11 protein-coding genes are annotated in these 18,205 nt (G+C 43.2%); 2 read left to right on the top strand and 9 right to left on the bottom strand.

Features of this window, described 5'->3' with window-relative positions; all coding sequences use genetic code 11:
• Positions 1-60: 60 nt before the first annotated feature.
• Both B3H30_RS06680 and B3H30_RS06685 read right to left on the bottom strand, forming a co-directional pair.
• Positions 61-1,287, bottom strand: a complete 1,227-nt coding sequence (locus tag B3H30_RS06680; RefSeq protein WP_286833757.1) for a FecR family protein — start codon at positions 1,285-1,287, stop codon at positions 61-63.
• An 85-nt stretch (positions 1,288-1,372) separates the two neighbouring features.
• The gene (locus B3H30_RS06685) at positions 1,373-1,972 is read right to left on the bottom strand and encodes an RNA polymerase sigma-70 factor (protein WP_075991620.1); all 600 of its coding nucleotides are present in this window, start codon (positions 1,970-1,972) and stop codon (positions 1,373-1,375) included.
• 156 nt (positions 1,973-2,128) lie between these two features.
• Here B3H30_RS06685 and B3H30_RS06690 point away from each other — a divergent pair, with 156 nt between their 5' ends.
• Entirely contained in the window at positions 2,129-3,277 is a 1,149-nt protein-coding gene (locus tag B3H30_RS06690) for an alginate lyase family protein (RefSeq protein ID WP_145327667.1), read from the top strand.
• Positions 3,278-3,336: 59 nt separating this feature from the next.
• On the opposite strand, the gene B3H30_RS06695 is transcribed toward B3H30_RS06690, so the two are convergent.
• The 7 genes from B3H30_RS06695 to B3H30_RS06725 form a co-directional block, all read right to left on the bottom strand.
• Positions 3,337-4,842, bottom strand: coding sequence for a glycoside hydrolase family 32 protein (locus B3H30_RS06695; RefSeq protein WP_208734162.1), 1,506 nt, complete (start codon positions 4,840-4,842; stop codon positions 3,337-3,339).
• 66 nt (positions 4,843-4,908) lie between these two features.
• Positions 4,909-6,513 (bottom strand): glycoside hydrolase family 32 protein, encoded by a 1,605-nt coding sequence (locus tag B3H30_RS06700; protein WP_145327668.1) that lies wholly within the window; start codon positions 6,511-6,513, stop codon positions 4,909-4,911.
• Positions 6,514-6,590: 77 nt separating this feature from the next.
• On the bottom strand, positions 6,591-7,703 hold the full coding sequence (locus B3H30_RS06705; protein ID WP_075991618.1) for a hypothetical protein: 1,113 nt from the start codon (positions 7,701-7,703) through the stop codon (positions 6,591-6,593).
• Positions 7,704-7,746: 43 nt separating this feature from the next.
• The gene (locus B3H30_RS06710; protein ID WP_286833761.1) at positions 7,747-9,429 is read right to left on the bottom strand and encodes a RagB/SusD family nutrient uptake outer membrane protein; all 1,683 of its coding nucleotides are present in this window, start codon (positions 9,427-9,429) and stop codon (positions 7,747-7,749) included.
• Between the two features lie 44 nt (positions 9,430-9,473).
• Positions 9,474-12,599 (bottom strand): SusC/RagA family TonB-linked outer membrane protein, encoded by a 3,126-nt coding sequence (locus tag B3H30_RS06715; RefSeq protein ID WP_286833764.1) that lies wholly within the window; start codon positions 12,597-12,599, stop codon positions 9,474-9,476.
• 86 nt (positions 12,600-12,685) lie between these two features.
• Positions 12,686-13,636 carry a carbohydrate kinase family protein gene (locus B3H30_RS06720; RefSeq protein WP_070567649.1) on the bottom strand — a complete coding sequence of 317 codons (951 nt, stop codon included), beginning with the start codon at positions 13,634-13,636 and terminating at the stop codon, positions 12,686-12,688.
• Between the two features lie 198 nt (positions 13,637-13,834).
• On the bottom strand, positions 13,835-15,157 hold the full coding sequence (locus tag B3H30_RS06725; RefSeq protein ID WP_070567416.1) for a sugar porter family MFS transporter: 1,323 nt from the start codon (positions 15,155-15,157) through the stop codon (positions 13,835-13,837).
• Between the two features lie 292 nt (positions 15,158-15,449).
• Between B3H30_RS06725 and B3H30_RS06730 the strand changes: the two genes are divergently transcribed.
• The gene (locus tag B3H30_RS06730; RefSeq protein WP_083296011.1) at positions 15,450-18,203 is read left to right on the top strand and encodes a hybrid sensor histidine kinase/response regulator transcription factor; all 2,754 of its coding nucleotides are present in this window, start codon (positions 15,450-15,452) and stop codon (positions 18,201-18,203) included.
• Positions 18,204-18,205 lie beyond the last annotated feature (2 nt).

Consider the following 18,205-nt stretch of genomic DNA (forward strand, 5'->3'; position numbering starts at 1 on the left):
TTTTCCGGATTAAGTGGAATCCATGATCATTTCTTTTTTCATCTTTATTTAGGGTTTTAATTACAACGGTCTAACATATAGGATATTCTTTTCATCGCTTTTGCTCAGCTCAAAACGCAACCCACCTTCTTCCAATACGTCAAGTACGTCGCGGAGCGGCTTGCTTCGTTTTATACGACCATAGAAATGTGTTTGCGGTACCTCGCCCTTATACTTCACTTCGACATTATACCAGCGACCAATCTGCTGCAGTGCATCCGAAAGCGGTGTTTCGTCAAAATAAAACAAACCTTCTTTCCAAGCGGTAAAGGGTGCTGTATCCACATTTGCGAGCTGTATTTTTCCGTTATTGGTATTGGTCGATTGCTGGCCTGGCAGCAGGTATATCGCTTCTGAATATCGTTTATGGTTCGATAATTTAACCTTCCCATTGACTAAAGTCGTTTTAATCACGGTATTATCGGGATAAGAATTGACGTTAAAGGCAGTCCCGAGCACCTCAATTTCCTGTCCTTTACTCAGCACTTTGAAAGGTCGTGCGCTATCTTTCGTCACTTCAAAAAAGGCCTCGCCTTCCAAACGAACTCTTCGTTCATTTTTGGCAAAGCTCATCGGATATTTTAACGAAGAGCCCGCATTGAGCCATACTTTTGTGCCATCGGGTAAAGTAACCTGGTATATCCCCCCTAGCGGAGTGGCTAACTCCAATACAACCTTACTTGGATCTGCCGCCATCCCCTGTTTATCTAATGCCGCAGCAGCGATAGACTTTCCATTTTCGTAGGTAATACTTTCTCCCATCACAATTCCCGATGCCTGTTTATCGAGTTCTAAAAGTGTGCCGTTCGCTAAACGAAGGGTAGCACTGTTTCCACCAGGCTTTACAACAACACCCGTTGTGTCTTGCATCCTCACGAGGTTAATGTCTGCCTGAACAGGACTGGTCTGTTGCTGCCATAATAGCATTGTAAAAATAAAGAGCAACAGGCAAGCCGCCGCAGCCCAATAGGGCCAAACGATTGAAAACTTAGGTTTATCGCGCTCCTCTGTGCCTTGCTGAATTTGCTTTTTGATATTTCCGAGCACTATTTTTTGCCTGGATTCACTCATTTTCCCTGCAGCAGAAGGCTGAAGCAAACTAGCGACTATAGCCTGATCGATGGCATCCTGATCCCCGATGTCGGTAGCAGAAAGCGCATGCTGTAGCCATTCGATCTCCTCAAGCGAACAGTTCCCTTCTTTATATTTTTGAAGTAATTGGTCTATTTTAGATTTATTGGTCTCCACTGAGCTGTATTTTTAATAGTAAATACACACTTCGTAGCATAAAGGTCTGCTCCGGAAAAAAAAATAATTTGCAGCATGTAGAAAATTAATTTGCAGCATGTAGAAGCAGAATCATTAGTAGGGCCGAGAAGCCATTGTCCTGCAATGCACCATGTCGGATAAATTTATTTGCTTTAACAATATGGTCACGAACAGTAGCAATAGAAATATCCATTTCTTCGGCAATCTCCTTATAGCTTTTACCTTCAAGCTTAGATAACCTAAATATTTTTTGGCGTTGTTTGGGCAATCTGCTCAACAAGTCTTCTACCAGGACCATGGCCTCCTTGGAATCGAGCACCTTATCAATGGTATTTTCAGATTCCAATGCGCCATAGGCGAGCTGGACTTCAGATTCCATCTCCAATTTCAGGCGTCGTTTGAAATTAAATGTGATGTTACGCGAACAGGTAAAAAGAAATGCTGCAAAAGATTGTTCAGGATCTATTTTTGACCTATTTTCCCAGATACGCAGAAAAACATCCTGAAGTAAATCTTCGGCACTAGTTTCATTTTTCAGAAACTTAAGGATATTGGCATAGATAATCTGGCTATAACGATGGTACAAGATATCAAAAGCCTGCATATCTCCATGATGGAGTTGGCACAAGAGTTCCTTCTCAGGCAGATTTTGATTGATGTCCATAATTGATTATTCTAGCCATGAAGTTAATTACTTCGCTGCAATAATTCAAATGAAATTTCTGAACACCAGTAAACTTATGTTATTTTTTTCTTAATTTGCAGTAGCTAATCCCCCCATAGCGATCAAACCAATCGATAAACGTATCCATTTAGAACCATGCAAAATTTCATATATCTATTTTTTGGCTTACAGGCCCAAACCACTCAATTTTTAAAAATAGGATTGACCTTGTCTATAGTCGGCCTATTTATTTGGCCTTCACATAGTCATGCACAATCCTTAATGCACCCAATTACCCAGGTCAATTATGTAAAATCACAAATCAACAAAAAATCCGAACCTGTATATACTGCATACACGCAGTTGATTAGGCTGGCCGATTCTCTTTTATTGACTGACCATGATGCTGTTGAAGATTTTAGTGTACCCGGCTTTTACAGCGATAAAGAAGGCCAACGTGCTATGGCAAAAAAGCTCCATGCGGATGCTTTTGCTGCCTATTGTACGGCCTTGGTCTATACCTTAAACGGGGAGCAAAAATATGCATCCAAGGCCTTATATTTCATTAACTCCTGGGCCACAATCAATAAAAAATACAGTCAGTTTGACGGACCAGTTGTGCTTTCTTATGCGGGAGCCGGATTGATGATTGCTGCCGAATTACTTAAAAACGATCCCCTTTGGGCGAAGAAAGATCATGATCATTTTAAGGTCTGGACCATCGATGTCTTTCAAAAAGCGACACATTTCTTACGCGAAAAATCCAATAATATTGCGGATTGGGCGAGGTTTGCGAATCTACTTTCGGCAAACTTTCTTGATGACCAAAAAGAGCTTTCTTTTACAATAGCCTTAATCAAGGCTGATCTCTTTGAAAAGATCGCAGCTGACGGTCATCTTATTGAGGAAGTAAAACGGGGTGAGAAAGGTTTATGGTACACCTACTTTTCATTAGCACCATTGACAGCCTCCATGTGGTGCATACACAATGCCACCGGAGAAAACCTATTTACCGCCACGAAGGACGGAAAATCGGTCACGCAGGCCCTTGACTATTTATATTATTACAATCAACATCCAACTGAATGGCCTTGGTTTAAAAATCCGGACGTTGACATCCTGGACCGGACAGCAGGAGTTTGGCCCTCCAATCTCTTTGAGGCCATGAAGGATATTTATCATACATCGAAATTTGATCCTTATCTTTCAATGTACCGTCCAATAGTTTACAAAAAAAATCATTTTGCGTGGACTTTCCCCACACTAATGCCAGCACACTTGCACCTCGAAAATAAGACCAAGTAGCGAAGTATAAAGCGATCCTTGTCTTATCAAGGATCGCTTTAATGGCAAAAATCCAGCTCTTATCTCTTAAATGCAGAAATACCGATTTCCTGAAACTCCAACTTTTTATCTCCCACGATACGCAGCTTGGTTATCGGCTTGTTCGGAAAAAATAAACTGGTCATTACCGTTAGTCCCTCGTCTGCAAAAAGTTCCACAGAGCTCACATCAACATACAAACTGAAAGAAAGTGCTCCCTTATTTAGCAACCGTTGTGCCAAAGCCGTCTTTGGAAATTCTCCATTAAAAGACACTTCACCGGACTTAGAACGATCGATATAATAGGCATTTTGATCTTCACGATAACCAATAACCAATTCGTCGCCATATTCATTCGATAAGATGACTTTAAAAGCCTGCCGTTTCAAATCTTTAAGGTCCAAACGGTACGCTTGTGGGAGATGTTGCTCGAACGAAACTTCCTTCGTTCCACCGCCATGGTATTTTTTTAGCGGACGAAATGCGGTTTCAATTTCTTTGGGCACAGTACTCGCAACGTAGAATGACTGTCCAACTTTTCCTAAAGTTAAAACACGAGGTATGGTTGAGGAAGAACGCCATTTTGTGGTAGGAACCACATTGGCATATTGCCAGTTGCTCATCCAGCCAATCATCAGGTGCCTATCCCCTAGGTTACTCCAGGTTACGCCGGCATAGTTATCGGGTCCCCAATCCAACCACTTTATTTTAGTATCCGTTGTTCGGAACTGATGCCCATCAAAGTCACCCACAAAATATTGTGTCACCGAGCCACCGTTGGGTCCACCTGGATTGATGCTCACCAGCAAAACCCATTTTGTAGCTCCTTTGTAATCCATGGGGATAAGATCAGGGCATTCCCAGACACCACCATGGGCCCCCACCTCTTTGCCAAACTCACTTTCCTTCTGCCATATTTTCAAATCTTTGGAAGAATAGAAAGTAATACAATCTTTTGTAGCCAAGGTCATAATCCAACGCTGGCTATGCACATGCCACATCACCTTTGGATCTCTGAAATCCCATATACCAGGGTTTGGCAATACCGGATTGCCTTTATACTTTGTCCAGGTAAGGCCCTTGTCCAAACTATAAGCCAAACTTTGATTTTGATGCAATCCTGTTTTTCGATCCTCTTCCTGATGATTGTGATGGGTAAAAATGGCGACCATAGCACCTTTTCCAAAACCTGCCGTGTTATCTTTATCGATTACAGCACTACCGGAGAAAATAGTCCCCAAACTATCGGGGTACAATGCGATCTTCTGCTCGTCCCAATGGATTAAATCTTTACTGATCGCATGGCCCCAATGCATAGGCCCCCAAACGGGTTTTTCGGGATTATGCTGAAAAAAAAGATGATAATTACCGTCCAGATAAACCAGTCCATTGGGATCGTTCATCCAACCCTGCTGTGGTGTAAAATGGTAAAGTGGGCGATACTTCTCTTCGGGATCTCCTTGTTTATGCTGTCCCGTCTGTGCCAGACTTGTACCAAAAACACCTAGCAGGAGCATTAAAACACCGTATTTCTTTAATTTTATCATTTTTCTTTTGTTTACATTTTTAATTAGGTTCTTGTTCGCTTCAATAGGCAAATATCGTCTCAATTGTTAGGAAGATTTTTCTATTTTCAACCCATTCACTTTTACTGTTCCTTGATCCGCAAAAATAGTCCAAGGGTTTTGATCCATTTTATAGATCCGGTTGGTAAAAGCAACACGGTCATTCACATATACGATACCAATCGATTTTTCAATAATAATTTTCACGTTAAAAATCCGGTTGGTCGGTACTGTAAGTGGCGTAAAATTGAGTTCTGTTTTGCTTCCGCCGCCATCGCGTGCCTCCTTGTTCATAAACAGTGCCGGCATATTCCAACGATTGGATGAAGTCAGATCAAAAGCAATGCTATACACTTCGGTCGGATCATCACATGCGCCAAATGAAAAACCAAATTTGCTGGATTGGGAAGCATCAATGGTCATTGTCACTTTCACGGATGAAGTGTTCCGGTTAAATTGTGCATAACTTCTTCCGCCCGATTGCGCTGTCAAACTATAGGTTTTATTCGATTCGGAAACTTGACCAACATTGCTCAGTTTTTCAAAGGCGACTTCCTTATTGAATTTACTGTTTAGGGCTTCCGGAATTTTAGGATATAAACGTCCTGAAGCTCCCTGAACCAACTGGTGTGAAATTAAATTTCCAGCCCAGGGCAGTTCGTTGTTATTATTTACTGTTTGCCCGGTTGAACACCATCCCGAAAGATAACGTGTCGTACCGTCGCTAGCCGTTTTGCCCGCATAGAGATAGCGTCCGTCGAAGGTTTCATGATGTCCTTCGCTATCCCGACAGATCGTCCAGGGGCCATCCGGGGAATCCGCAACACGATAAAATGTCTTGCGATGTTCATCCCGGTTGATCCGCGAAAACAAGAGATACCATTTATTGCCCATTTTAAATAGGTCCGGGCATTCCAATAGTTCTGCATCTGTTTCGATTCCATATTTCTCCACTGTCCCTGTGGTCGCAACGAGCGGTTCAATCATAGACCAACTGCTTAAATCTGTCGACTGATAACGTGCCAGCGTTCCTTTTCCGTCTTTTCGTGTCGTGACTAACATGACGTAGGCATTGCGGCCTTCATCCCAATAAACCTGTGGATCACGAAAATTATTTTGATCATAGCCCGCTGCAGCCTGCAGCGCCATTGCTGGTTGCTTGGTCCAATTCATTAAATCAGTTGACGTAGCCAACATAATCTTTTCCGCAGGCGTAAAAACATTGTTATGCCCCGTATAGAAACAGTAATACAATGTTCCTTTTTTAATAAAACTTCCTGTTCCGATCCATTCATCCTGACTCCCCACAGCACCCGACGACAAGACTTCGGTATAGCCCTCAAATGTTCCATAGTCACTTGTCCGCGTACTATAAATCGGATGCCTGTTGGCATTTTCATACAGATAAAACAAGTAGAACTTGTTATCGTTGGCATTGTAGTAAGGCATGGGATCGCCCACAAACCCCTGCTGGGGTCTGTAGAACCTTTGATAGGGGCCCGCCTCCTGCCCCGAAATACAAGCCGTAGAACTATCCACAGGCAGTATTTCCATGGGCCTATCCAGCCCTATCGAACTCTCGTCCCCATTCTTGCAACTTGTCAACAAGCTTAGCAAGAATACTGTCGGAAGCAAATATATCTTTGGTCTCATGATTTAAATCTTTCTATTAATCCCTGGATTAGCTATCATTTTTGCTTTTTATAATAACTTGTTTTGTTTGTATTCGATTACTCTTTAGGTAATGCCTTCAATTCGTCCCAGTACATCCGTTGGGTAGGAAATGCCACGGGCTGTCCATTAGGATGCTCATGTGGCATTACCAGTATATTGTTAATGATAGCCTTTCTTCCGGCAGGAATCTGAAAAACCAATTCTTGCCACTCACCGACATGATCTTTCGAATAATTGGCACGCAACCAATCTTTATTCTGTTCGCCATCCGATTGAATTTCCAATTGCACATCACCAGCTACATCTTTCAATACCATCATCGAGAAACGCCCGTATTCTGCCGGATTGATCGTCACTTTATTTGCATTCCAGAGCGCTCCACCGTGCCAGCCTTCACCAGTTTTATTGTCCCGTACAAAAGACGCACAGAAGGGTGTTGCATTAATTCCAGTGGTTTTCGGATTGGGATAAGGTGAATCTACCGTACTCACCCCTAACCCGTCGAAATGTGGAACGCTGGTTTCACCATTATAAATCATAAAGATTTGTTTGGGTTCTGTACCCAATAGGGCAGTTACCGTGTATTGGAAAGTCTGCCCCATATACGCAAGGCTGTATTTTATGGGGGAACTTAAATCTACGGGCCCACTCTGATTGGGCGTTATGCTTGCTCCGGCTGTAAATTCTATCGCAGGTGATAGATTCTTTAGGTCTGTCCCCAGGGGTAGGTAAATTTTAATGCTTTTATTTTTCTGATCAATGATCCCTACTTTTTCTCCGATGCGGAATGCCGTTATTTCTGCTTTGATTTCTTTGACGGTTACCTGGTAGGTATTGAAAAGATTACCATTAAAAACGCGGTAAGTAATCGGTGTTGTGCCAGAAAATGAAAAATTTTGGGCGATGCCTGAAGCTGGAGAAACCTTTGCATTGCTGGGCAATTCAATTGTCGGAGCCACCGCCGAAAGATCTGTACCTTCAGGAACCATAACAAGAATGGTACCTTTTGCCTGATCTACTTTCCCAATGGTATTGCCGACCTTGAAAGAAAGTACATCTACATCTGCACTCAAATTGAGTGTACTATCCGCATCACGCTTGCAGGCAGCGAGAAGCCCGATAAGCAGGATGGTAATCCCTACTTTTATATAATTGTTTAATGTGTTCATTGGAATAATTGGTTATACTAATCGTTCAACAATAAATGCCTGTTTAATAGCCTGGATTTTGTTTGTACAGATACTTACTTAATCTGATCTGTGCTTCGGGAATCGGCAGATATTCATTCCTATCTGCTGTAAAATGTGCCGAGGAATAATAAGATCGACGTGACTTTTCTACATCATAATAGGCATTCATGGCCTGGTCTGCAATTCCCCAACGTACCAGATCAAAGAATCTTCCATTTTCCATTGCAAGCTCCAAACGTCTTTCCCAACGTAACGCCTTCCGGGCATTTTCTTCGGTCCATACAATATTATCTCCATTTTTGTACGTTTCGATCAGCGTTTTATCATTTGCATATCCCGTAAGTGAGGTGCTATTTTTTGCGCGCGTACGCACTTGATTGATCAATGGCAGTGCTTCAATCGAACGATGCAGCTCGATAAGCGCCTCTGCCCGCATCAACAGCATATCGGCAAAACGCAATACAATTCGATTCTTTGTATTCGCATAGAAGGGAACCATAGGGACAAAACAATCACAGTCGGGATCTACATTTTCTTTTAACGAGGCGTAAACAGCATACTCCGCCGGATTACGATTCCAGCTTTCTTCGTATGTTCTTTTGCTACTATACTTGTACGGTAAGCCCGGAATTGCAACTGTATGGAATAACCTCGGGTCGTACTTCTCGGAGGTATTAAAGCTATTCAACGCATTATAATTATCCAGAGGTAGACCTTTACCCGTTGTGCGAAACGCATTGACAAGGCTTTGACTCGGTTTATTGAAATCACAACAGCCCAGCCCCATAGGTACAGATAGTACATCAGAAAAGTTAACACGCCCAAATTTTGTCCCGTCATCTTTTGAAAACTGAACTGAAAACAGCGCTTCTGTCCCATTTTCATACTTGCCCGGCAAGAAGTTAAATGCAAAGTCGGTTTCCAGCGTATGGTTCGATGAAAGCACAATATCCGTATTTTGTACAACCTTTTCCAAATCTCCCGCATCGATACCCGTCACCATATTACGTTCGGCATTGTCTTGACGGTATCCCTTATACAGGTAGGCTTTGGCGAGATAAGCCGCAGCGGCGATACGATTGGCCCGACCGACCTCCGTTTGCACAGCAGGAAGATGATCTACCGCATACTGAAAATCCGCTACAATCTTTTGCCATAATGCATCGTTGCTTAGAGCTCTATTCGATACGGTTTCATAGCTGTCTACTGGTACATTTTCATCGATATAAGGCACATATTTGAAAAGGATCTTGAGCATAAAGTAAAAATGCCCCCGAAGAAAGCGTGCTTCACCCAGTTTTTCTTCCTTCCCATCGAAATTGTCCATTTCCTGTATGGTCTTGATTGTTGTATTGGCACGCGAAATTGCAACGTACAACTGAAACCACAATTTATCCAACTCCGCGAAATTGGTTGTAATGTTATTTGAGACCTCAAGAAAATGAAAGGTCTGGATATCCTGTGGCCCCGATCCGCCTTTATAAGCATCGTCCGACCGAACCGTACCGTAGGGCCATAAGCTAAAAGGGACGTCATAATGATCATTGCCCAAAGCGGCATAGGTCGCTGTCAATAATCGTTCTGGCTCCTTAACCTGATCGGAGCTCAGCACACCATTGGGTGTTTGATCCAAAAATTTGGTACATCCTGGAAGTAGTCCAGCAAGAACCATAAGTATCGCTATTTTAGTGGTTATTTTTTTCATCCGTATAAATTATTTATAAGTGTATAGCCTTATTTCTCCCCTTTTTAAAATCCAATATTTACCCCAGCTGTCCAGGTCGTTGGAATTGGATACCCCCAACCTACATTTTCAGGATCTACACCTGTAAAATTCTTTGACTTAACGGTAAATAGGTTCTGACCGGTGACATAGATCCTTAGCCGGCTCATACGCAGGCGTGAGGCTGTTGCTGTTGGCAAGGTATAGCCCAGAGACAGATTCCGGAGTTTCATATAAGATCCATTCTCGATAAAGTAATTTGACAGGCGGCCCTCGTCATTGTTGTTTGTCGTTTGTAAGGCCGGAATCGTCGACGTTGGATTTTGTGGGGTCCATGCATTCAGCAACCGCAGGCCTTTGTTGGAATTGACGTCATCCACACTCCAGAAGTCTGTTTGTTTTTTCAGCCAGTTTTCGACATCTATCCCCTGTACCCCCTGAAAGTATGCCGACAGGTCAAACCCTTTATATTTCAGCACAATATTGAGACTATAGGAAAAATCAGGATGTGGACTACCGATCCAGGTACGGTCCATATCCGTAATCTGTTTGTCCGCATCATAGACGTTGACGTAACGTAAACGCCCTATCCCCTTACCGGTCTGATTGACGTGCGCATCCACTTCGTCCTGATTCTGAAAAATACCGTCGGTGACATAGCCATAGAATGATCCCAGCGGCCGGCCGATAATATTATCTCCCTGACGACCTCCATAGGAGTTTTCTACCGCTTCGGGCAAATGTGTCACCTTGTTTTTATAGGTAGAGAACACAGCCATCACATCATAATCCAGTCCAAACGATGTTTTATTACGATATCCAGCCGATAGGTCCAAACCTTTATTTTCCATGGAGGCACCATTCGCCCAACGGTAACCGCCCTCTCCAACCACACCGATATAGGCTGGATTGATCAACATATCTTTGGTTGCTTTGACATACCAGTCAATCGAACCATAGAGACTTTGATTAAACAATGAAAAGTCTAAGCCTATATTCGTCTGCGTTGTGGTTTCCCATTTCAGGTCATTGTTTTCTGTTTGGATTTTGCGATATCCCGACGGTAATTTTCCCGTTCCTGCGCCTGAGAGATCGTATGCTGTGCCATCCACGATGTTCCATGTCGGATCAGCAACACCATATTCGGGAACGAAAAGCGCATAGGTAGCCAGATTACCTATACCTTGGTTACCTGTCTGCCCCCATCCAACACGCAGCTTGAGGTCCGAAATATAGTTTTTCGTACTTGCCATAAAACGCTCGGACGAAATCCGCCACCCCGCTGTTACCGCCGGGAAAGTTGCAAAGCGGTTATTTTTACCGAAGCGGGAAGAACCATCGTGCCGCACGGTGAAGGAAGCTAGATAGCGGTCATCATAGGAATAATTGGCCTTTCCAAAATAGGATAACAGCGAGAATCCCGTAGAGCCACCGCCTACTGCCGCTGTGCCCGTACTCACACCTGGCCACATATACTCAGGTGTCTCTATGGCAAAGGCGCCATCTCCGGCAGTATAGGCATTAAAATTGATATCATTCTGACGGTTCATTTCCATACCGGCAAGCACATCTAAGGTATGTTTATCAATCTGTTTCCGATATGTCGCCGTATTGGACCAAGTCCACTTCATTCCATGGGACTGTTCCATATTAACCCCACTCCGGCTGCTATTCATAAATCCCGAACGATAGGATACTTCCAAATTACGTTTGTAAAAATTACTGTAATCCAGGCCATAACTGGTTCGAACATGCAGATCTTTTATCAGCTGTAGATCGGCATAGGCATTCCCAAACAAACGCCAATAATTGTATTTATTATTTCTATTGTCGTAAAGTACACGCATGGGATTATGACGGTCGTTCATTCCTAATGCTGGTCCCCCCCAGCCCATTCCATCTACCGTATGCACGGGGATAATCGGTAAAGCTTTCAACGAAAGGTCAAGTACATCGCCGGGGACCTGCACTTCACCCGTGTTGTTTACCGTAAAATTCTCTCCAACAACCAGTTTCCCATCAAACAGTTTATAGTCAGCATTCATCCGGGCGGATATTCGCTGGAAATCCGTGTAACGGAGTGTGCCATTGTTGTGCAAATAACCTAAGGAGAAAAAGGAGCTGGATTTTTCTGTTCCGGAGCTCAATGTCGCATTGTATGACTGCTGCAATCCTGGTTTCGAAACTTCCTTAAACCAATCGGTATCTGAAGCATACATGGTGTGCTCACGATCAATATACTTGGAAACAAAAACAGTATTGAGCTGAGGCACGCCATTCGCATCGTTATTCCATTCAAACTGATAACCAATATTGTTTCCATTTGGATTGCCACCGCTGTTGATCGTTGCCTGCCATAGGGCACGACCATATTGTTGTGCGTCGAGCACTTTCATGCGATTATTAAAATGCGTACTGGTGGCGTAGGCGTCTACTGTAAGTTTAGGGGCACCTAGCTTTCCTTTTTTCGTAGTGATGACAATAACACCATTGGCTGCACGCGAGCCATAGATACTCGCCGAAGAAGCGTCCTTTAAAACCTGAATGCTTTCGATATCATTCGAATTGAGTTCGTGCATTCCGCCCTGTGTGGGGGTTCCATCAATGACATACAAGGGATCCTGACTACTATTGATCGAACTGATTCCGCGCATACGCACTGTTGCCGCTCCACTTGGACTACCATCCGAAGTTACAGTCATACCGGCTACCCTTCCTTGCAGGGATTTCATTGCGTTATTTTCTGGAGCCTTCATCATCTCAGCAACATTCACAACACTCACTGCACCAGTCAAGTCCTTCTTCCGTTCGGTTTGATATCCCGTAACGACCACTTCATCCAGTCCTTTTTCGGTGCTCGTAAGCTGAATATCGAGGAACTTTCTTCCGGCAACAGCAATTGTCTGCGTGGCATAGCCGACATAACTTATTTCTAATGTGCCCTGATTGCCCGATGTCTGGAGGACAAATTCTCCCTTTTCATTTGTCTTGGTAGCTATTGTGGTTCCCTTCACCACTAAAGATGCCCCCACTATAGGTGCTGCTGTTCCACTATCCGTAATTCTTCCCCGGATTTCAGTCTGCTGCGCAAATGCGACAACAGAAAAAAGTGCCAAAGACGGGAGCAGCATTGCTTTCTGTCTTGTAAACATAATTGGTTATGCGTAAATGGTTAATTATTTAGATTGATTATTTTATGATGATAGCGTGTATACTGCTTCTTTAAGAAGCAGTATACTTACTGTTGCTTCTGGCCTCCATTGAAGATCGGATGCAACCATTGGAATCGATTGATGACCTCATTGTTATATTCAGGACAAGCCCCCCGGCTCTGCGTCACAAACCCACTTAAGGTCGCCGCAAATTCCAGTACTTCCTCCAGCTGAACACCCTCCTGCATCTGAAACCTTTTGGTGAGGAAAGCCGCCAAAAACGAATCACCACTTCCGATTGTATCTTCTACCTGAACTTTCAAGGCCGGGAAATGATAACTGATATTATCTTTTTTATAATGATACACAGCTCCATCTGCACCATAGGTTACAATTGCCTCCTGAATTGCAAAACGGGCCATGATCAAGTCTACACGCTGCTGATCGGTATAGGCTTCCGTAGCGCCATTCCAGTCGGAAATAACATGCAGTTCCTCGGCATTCATTTTCACAAAATCAGCGTATGCCAACAACTTATGTATTTTTTCAGGACCAAAATAAGGTGTACGCAGGTTGACATCCATCACCCGAAAGCGGGCTTTTTCAAGCAATAACAGCAAACTTTGGAAGCTTACTTCATCCCGACAGGCTAGACTTCCATATACCAAAAAATCCACCGTTGCAACTGCTTCCAGAACAGCACTATCTACTGCTATTCTGTCCCAAGCTACCGGATAAACGATATCGTAATGCACATCGCGTTTAGCATCGATCGAAACCTCTACGGTTGAGGTAGGCAATAACTCATCGTACTGGAAAAAATCGGTCGGAATGCCCAGATCCTCACATACCTTACGTAGTTCATAACCATTTTCATCACGCCCTATGCGTGTTAGCATACGCGTCGTAACGCCCAGTTTATTGAGGTGATAAGCCACATTCAAAGGTGCACCGCCCAATTTTTTACCTGTAGGAAGATTGTCCCAAAGTACCTCTCCAAAACAAATACCCTGTATTGATTTTTCTCCGTTTTTCATATTTCTTCTTTTTTCACAAAGCTTCGGCCGAGCGCCAAAAGCCATGTAACGAATTGATTATTATATTTCCCTTTAAGTTCAATGTTGACAATAGATACACACGACTTGCTATCATAATGTCATTGATTAAATAGCTTTCGATAGGCGCCAGTCGCGCCATGGCTACTCCGACGCCTATTCGTTTAGTCCAGCTAAAGACTAATGTAGATTGATGGTATGCCCAAGGTCTTCCAGTGACTTCCCTTTTGTCTCCGGCATAAACTTAAGCACATAGATAAGCTGTAAAACCATAAATAGGGCAAAGATCAAGAAGGTACCGCCCCCGCCGAGCATTTCCGTCAATGCAGGAAAACAAAAGGTAATAATTGCCGCCATCACCCAATGTGTCAAGCTGCCGAATGTCTGTCCTTTAGCACGGACATCATTCGGAAAAATTTCCGAAATAAACACCCAAATCACAGCGCCTTGCGAGAATGCGAAAAAGGCAATAAAACTCATCAGATAGATGGTGATCGCAAAACCCGTCGTTTGATTGGTATAAAAAGCATGGGAAACGAGTGCCAAAGAAACAATCAGTCCAATGGAGCCCACCAACATTAATTTTTTTCGACCGACCTTATCGATGAAATTGATCGCTAGCAACGTAAAAATAAAATTGACAACCCCGATCCCAACTGTTGAAAGCAATGAACTCTGTGAGCCCAAGCCGGCCATTTCAAATACACGGGGGGCATAGTAGATAATTGCGTTAATACCTGAAACCTGATTGAATAGCGCAAAACAAAAGGCCAATAAAATAGGTTTGACATTTTCGCGAACGAAGAGTTTGCCCTCCCCTGCTGTATTGTTTTTGGACTCCTGAATTTTTGAAATCTCCAGCTCGTAACCATCCGAGTTGATTTTTTTCATAATTCGTTTTGCTTCAGCTAAATTACCCCTGTGCAGCAGTAACCATCTTGGACTTTCCGGAATAAGGAAGATCAGACCGAAGAATAATAACGACGGAAAACACTGTACGCCTAACATCCAACGCCAGGACTCCTCCCCTACCTGACCGATAAAGTAATTGGACAGATAGGCAATCAGAATCCCCAATACGACGTTGAACTGGAAAAGTCCGACCAATTTTCCACGCGATGCCGCCGGAGATATTTCCGATATATAGATTGGTGCAGTTACCGAAGAGACGCCAACGCCTATACCACCCAAAAAGCGGAATAAAATAAATGTCGTCCAGTCATTCGCCAATGCGCTGCCTATTGCTGAGATAAAGTAAAGAGCTGCAACCGCAAATAAAGTATTCTTACGCCCCAACTTATCTGAAGGCAGTGCACCCAGCGCTGCTCCAACAACTGTTCCGATCAATGCAATGGCCATGGTCAATCCATGCTGAAACTCACTTAAATGCCAGTGTTCCTGCACGGCCTTTTCTGCTCCTGAAATAACCGCTGTATCAAATCCAAATAAAAATCCGCCTAAAGCCACTACAAAGGACCAAGCTAGTACCGTGTTTTTGTTCATGTGATGATCTATAATTGATTAATCCAAATTTAAACCTGGTTTCATCTTAACTTAAATTTGAGCTTCGCAAAAACATTTATTTATGTAACATTTTTTAAAAAACATTAAAACACTAAAAATCTGAAACTTACACTAGTATTACTTTTTAAAACTTTCACTTTTTAAACAGAAAATTTAGAAAATGATACATTTTTGAAAGTTTCCATATCAGTGTAAAGAATACACTAACAAAGACGAGGTTAGCCTAAAAAAACTAAATAATGTATATTCGGATATTGAAGGGAAAAAAATCATGGGAAAATATTTCATTTATGGTGGCATATTGATCCTGCTTCTTTTTTGTGGATGTCAACCAATGGTCCAGAAGAAAAAGCGGATTATTGCTTTTTCACAGTGTATCGGAAATGATGCCTGGCGACAAACCATGCTCGAAGAAATGAAAAGGGAACTTTCCTTCAATCCGGATATTGACTTTCTTTATCGAGATGCCCATGGCGACAATAATGTCCAGATTAATCAAATTCGGGAATTAGTCAAACAGGATATCGATCTTCTGATTGTATCGCCAAATGAGGCCGAGCCCCTTACCCCTATAGTAGATTCGGTATTTCAACGCAATATACCCGTCATCGTAACTGACCGTAAGACATCCTCAGGCCAATATAATGCCTATGTGGGGGCAGACAATCTTGCTATCGGAAAACTGGCGGGCCAGTATAGCCGCACCATTTTACAAAACAATGGTTCGATCGGCCTGGTTACTGGATTATCGGGCACTTCGGCTTCAATAGAGCGTGAAAAAGGCTTTATGCAGCAAATTGGAGATGCCACAGCGGTGCGGGTGAGCGGCGTCATTCACGGCGGCTGGGAGAAAAATAAAGCCTATCTGGAAATGCGTAAGCATATAAACGTCATGAGCCAGAGTGATATCATCTTTACATTCAATGATCAGATGGCCATGGGGGTAAAAAAAGCGTTGGACGAAGCCCAGATCAAAAAGTATATTAAGATAATTGGTGTTGATGCTCTTCCTGGTCCCGGAAATGGCCTTGAACAGATCATACAGGGCAAAATGTTTGCTTCCATACTCTATCCTACTGGCGGGGCCGAAGCCATTCGAACGGCCTTGGCTATCATCAACCACCAAAACTACCGCCGCGAGAATATACTCGCAACCTCTGTTATCGATAAGACCAACGCGGAGTTGCTTGCCCTGCAGTCGGATAAAATAAAACAACAGCAGCTCGATATTGACAAAAGACAGGAGTTCATTACGGAACAGAATAAGATTTACCAAAGCCAAAAGTCCGTTCTTAATGTATTGGTCGTTAGCTTGGTGCTAGCTGTTGTCTTTGGGGGAATTTCTATTATCGTGATCAGAAGCAACTGGGAAAAGAACAAACATCTGGAAATCCAGAATAGCGAGATTCTTGCGCAACAAAAACAGATCGTCGAAATGAACAGTCAAATTCAGCAAGCGGCAGAAATCAAAAATAATTTCTTCACCAATATCTCGCATGAATTTAAAACCCCGCTAACCCTTATCATCGCGCCTATCGAGGACCTTGAATTACGAAAAGATCTTACCGAAGAGGTCAGAGAACAGCTGTCACGCATCAAACGGAATGCAAAAAAACTACAACGTTTGGTCAGCGACCTCATTGATATCCATCGCATCAGTAAATCGAAGATTAAGCTACATGCGGCCATCGTTTACATTGACCCATTTATTCAGCAGGTAATAGGTAGTTTCAAGCCCTTATTTAAGAAAAACAGGATCTCCGTCAGTTATGTCAACAAAACAAGCTTGAAAGAGGTTTGGATGGACGAATACCTCATGGAACAGGTCTTATCCAATTTATTGTCCAACGCGATCAAACATACGGCGGCAAGTGGCAGAATTGAAATTATATTGGAAGAAAACAATTTCAAAGACTATTTCTATCTACGGGTATTGGATAATGGCCTGGGGATTGCCCCAAGTGATATTGAGCACATTTTTGATCCTTTTTATCAGGGCGCCAGTAGCCGTAATGGCTCCGGAATCGGCCTCGCCTACACCAAACAGATCATCGAACTGCATCATGGCCAAATCACTGTGAGTAGCAAACCCGGCCATGGGTCGATCTTCACCCTACGTATGCCAATTGGGAACGGTCATTATGAACCTGCTGAACTGGCCGGTTTCGACAGTGGAGAAAAACCATTGTTTCAGCAACAAGATCTACTGGACACGACAGCAAAGGTGGTAGACAACAATCTTTCTTTTCGATCCAACAAATCGAAGAGCATTATGATCGTCGAAGATAATGATGAAATCAGAGACTATCTCCGCTCGTTATTGGAACAGGATTACAACCTGTTTCTGGCGAAGGATGCCCAGCAAGCCACTAGTATGATGAAGACACATTTTCCAGACCTGGTGATCACCGATATTATGCTTCCTGATGGAAGCGGACTGGATATTTTGAAAGACATCAAAGCCTTTTATCAGACCGCACATATTCCCGTCATCTTACTGAGTGCACTTGCCAATGAAGAAACCATGCTTGAGGGGAGCAAATTAATGGCCGATGACTATATTACTAAGCCATTCAATGCCGAACTGCTGCGGATACGTATTTCAAATATCCTTCAATCGCGTCATCAGCTTAAAGAAAAATATAGCAGCAACGTCGAACAGTTTGAGCGTACTCAAGCCGAACAGGTCAACGATAGCGACAGAAGATTCCTAAACAATCTCTCCGCCATTGTCGAATCCAAGTTATCGGATCAGCGGTTAAGCGTCGACGGGATTGCCAACGACCTCCATCTCTCACGCGTTCAGCTCTATCGTAAGGTGAAACAGCTGCTCGACTGCAGTGTCAATGAGTATATTGTGGAACGAAGATTAAAGAAAGCCAAAAGCCTGATGGCTGAGGGTCTAACCATCAACGAAATATTTAGTAGTGTCGGCTTTTCATCAGCATCTTACTTCGCGTCGGCCTTTAAAAGGAAATATGGACAGTCACCAAGCGCCTATAAAAAAGAATTTGACAAAAAATAGCC

The sequence above is a fragment of the Sphingobacterium sp. UBA7038 genome, from assembly GCF_002494055.1.
In the GTDB taxonomy this organism is placed as follows: Bacteria; Bacteroidota; Bacteroidia; order Sphingobacteriales; family Sphingobacteriaceae; genus Sphingobacterium; species Sphingobacterium multivorum.

Bases quoted from the DNA above. Each gene is read 5' to 3' on its own strand.
- B3H30_RS06730 (WP_083296011.1), top strand. From the start codon at position 15,450: ATGGGAAAATATTTCATTTATGGTGGCATATTGATCCTGCTTCTTTTT.
- B3H30_RS06690 (WP_145327667.1), top strand. From the start codon at position 2,129: ATGCAAAATTTCATATATCTATTTTTTGGCTTACAGGCCCAAACCACT.
- B3H30_RS06700 (WP_145327668.1), bottom strand. From the start codon at position 6,513: ATGAGACCAAAGATATATTTGCTTCCGACAGTATTCTTGCTAAGCTTG.
- B3H30_RS06685 (WP_075991620.1), bottom strand. From the start codon at position 1,972: ATGGACATCAATCAAAATCTGCCTGAGAAGGAACTCTTGTGCCAACTC.
- B3H30_RS06715 (WP_286833764.1), bottom strand. From the start codon at position 12,599: ATGTTTACAAGACAGAAAGCAATGCTGCTCCCGTCTTTGGCACTTTTT.
- B3H30_RS06705 (WP_075991618.1), bottom strand. From the start codon at position 7,703: ATGAACACATTAAACAATTATATAAAAGTAGGGATTACCATCCTGCTT.
- B3H30_RS06695 (WP_208734162.1), bottom strand. From the start codon at position 4,842: ATGATAAAATTAAAGAAATACGGTGTTTTAATGCTCCTGCTAGGTGTT.
- B3H30_RS06710 (WP_286833761.1), bottom strand. From the start codon at position 9,429: ATGAAAAAAATAACCACTAAAATAGCGATACTTATGGTTCTTGCTGGA.
- B3H30_RS06725 (WP_070567416.1), bottom strand. From the start codon at position 15,157: ATGAACAAAAACACGGTACTAGCTTGGTCCTTTGTAGTGGCTTTAGGC.
- B3H30_RS06720 (WP_070567649.1), bottom strand. From the start codon at position 13,636: ATGAAAAACGGAGAAAAATCAATACAGGGTATTTGTTTTGGAGAGGTA.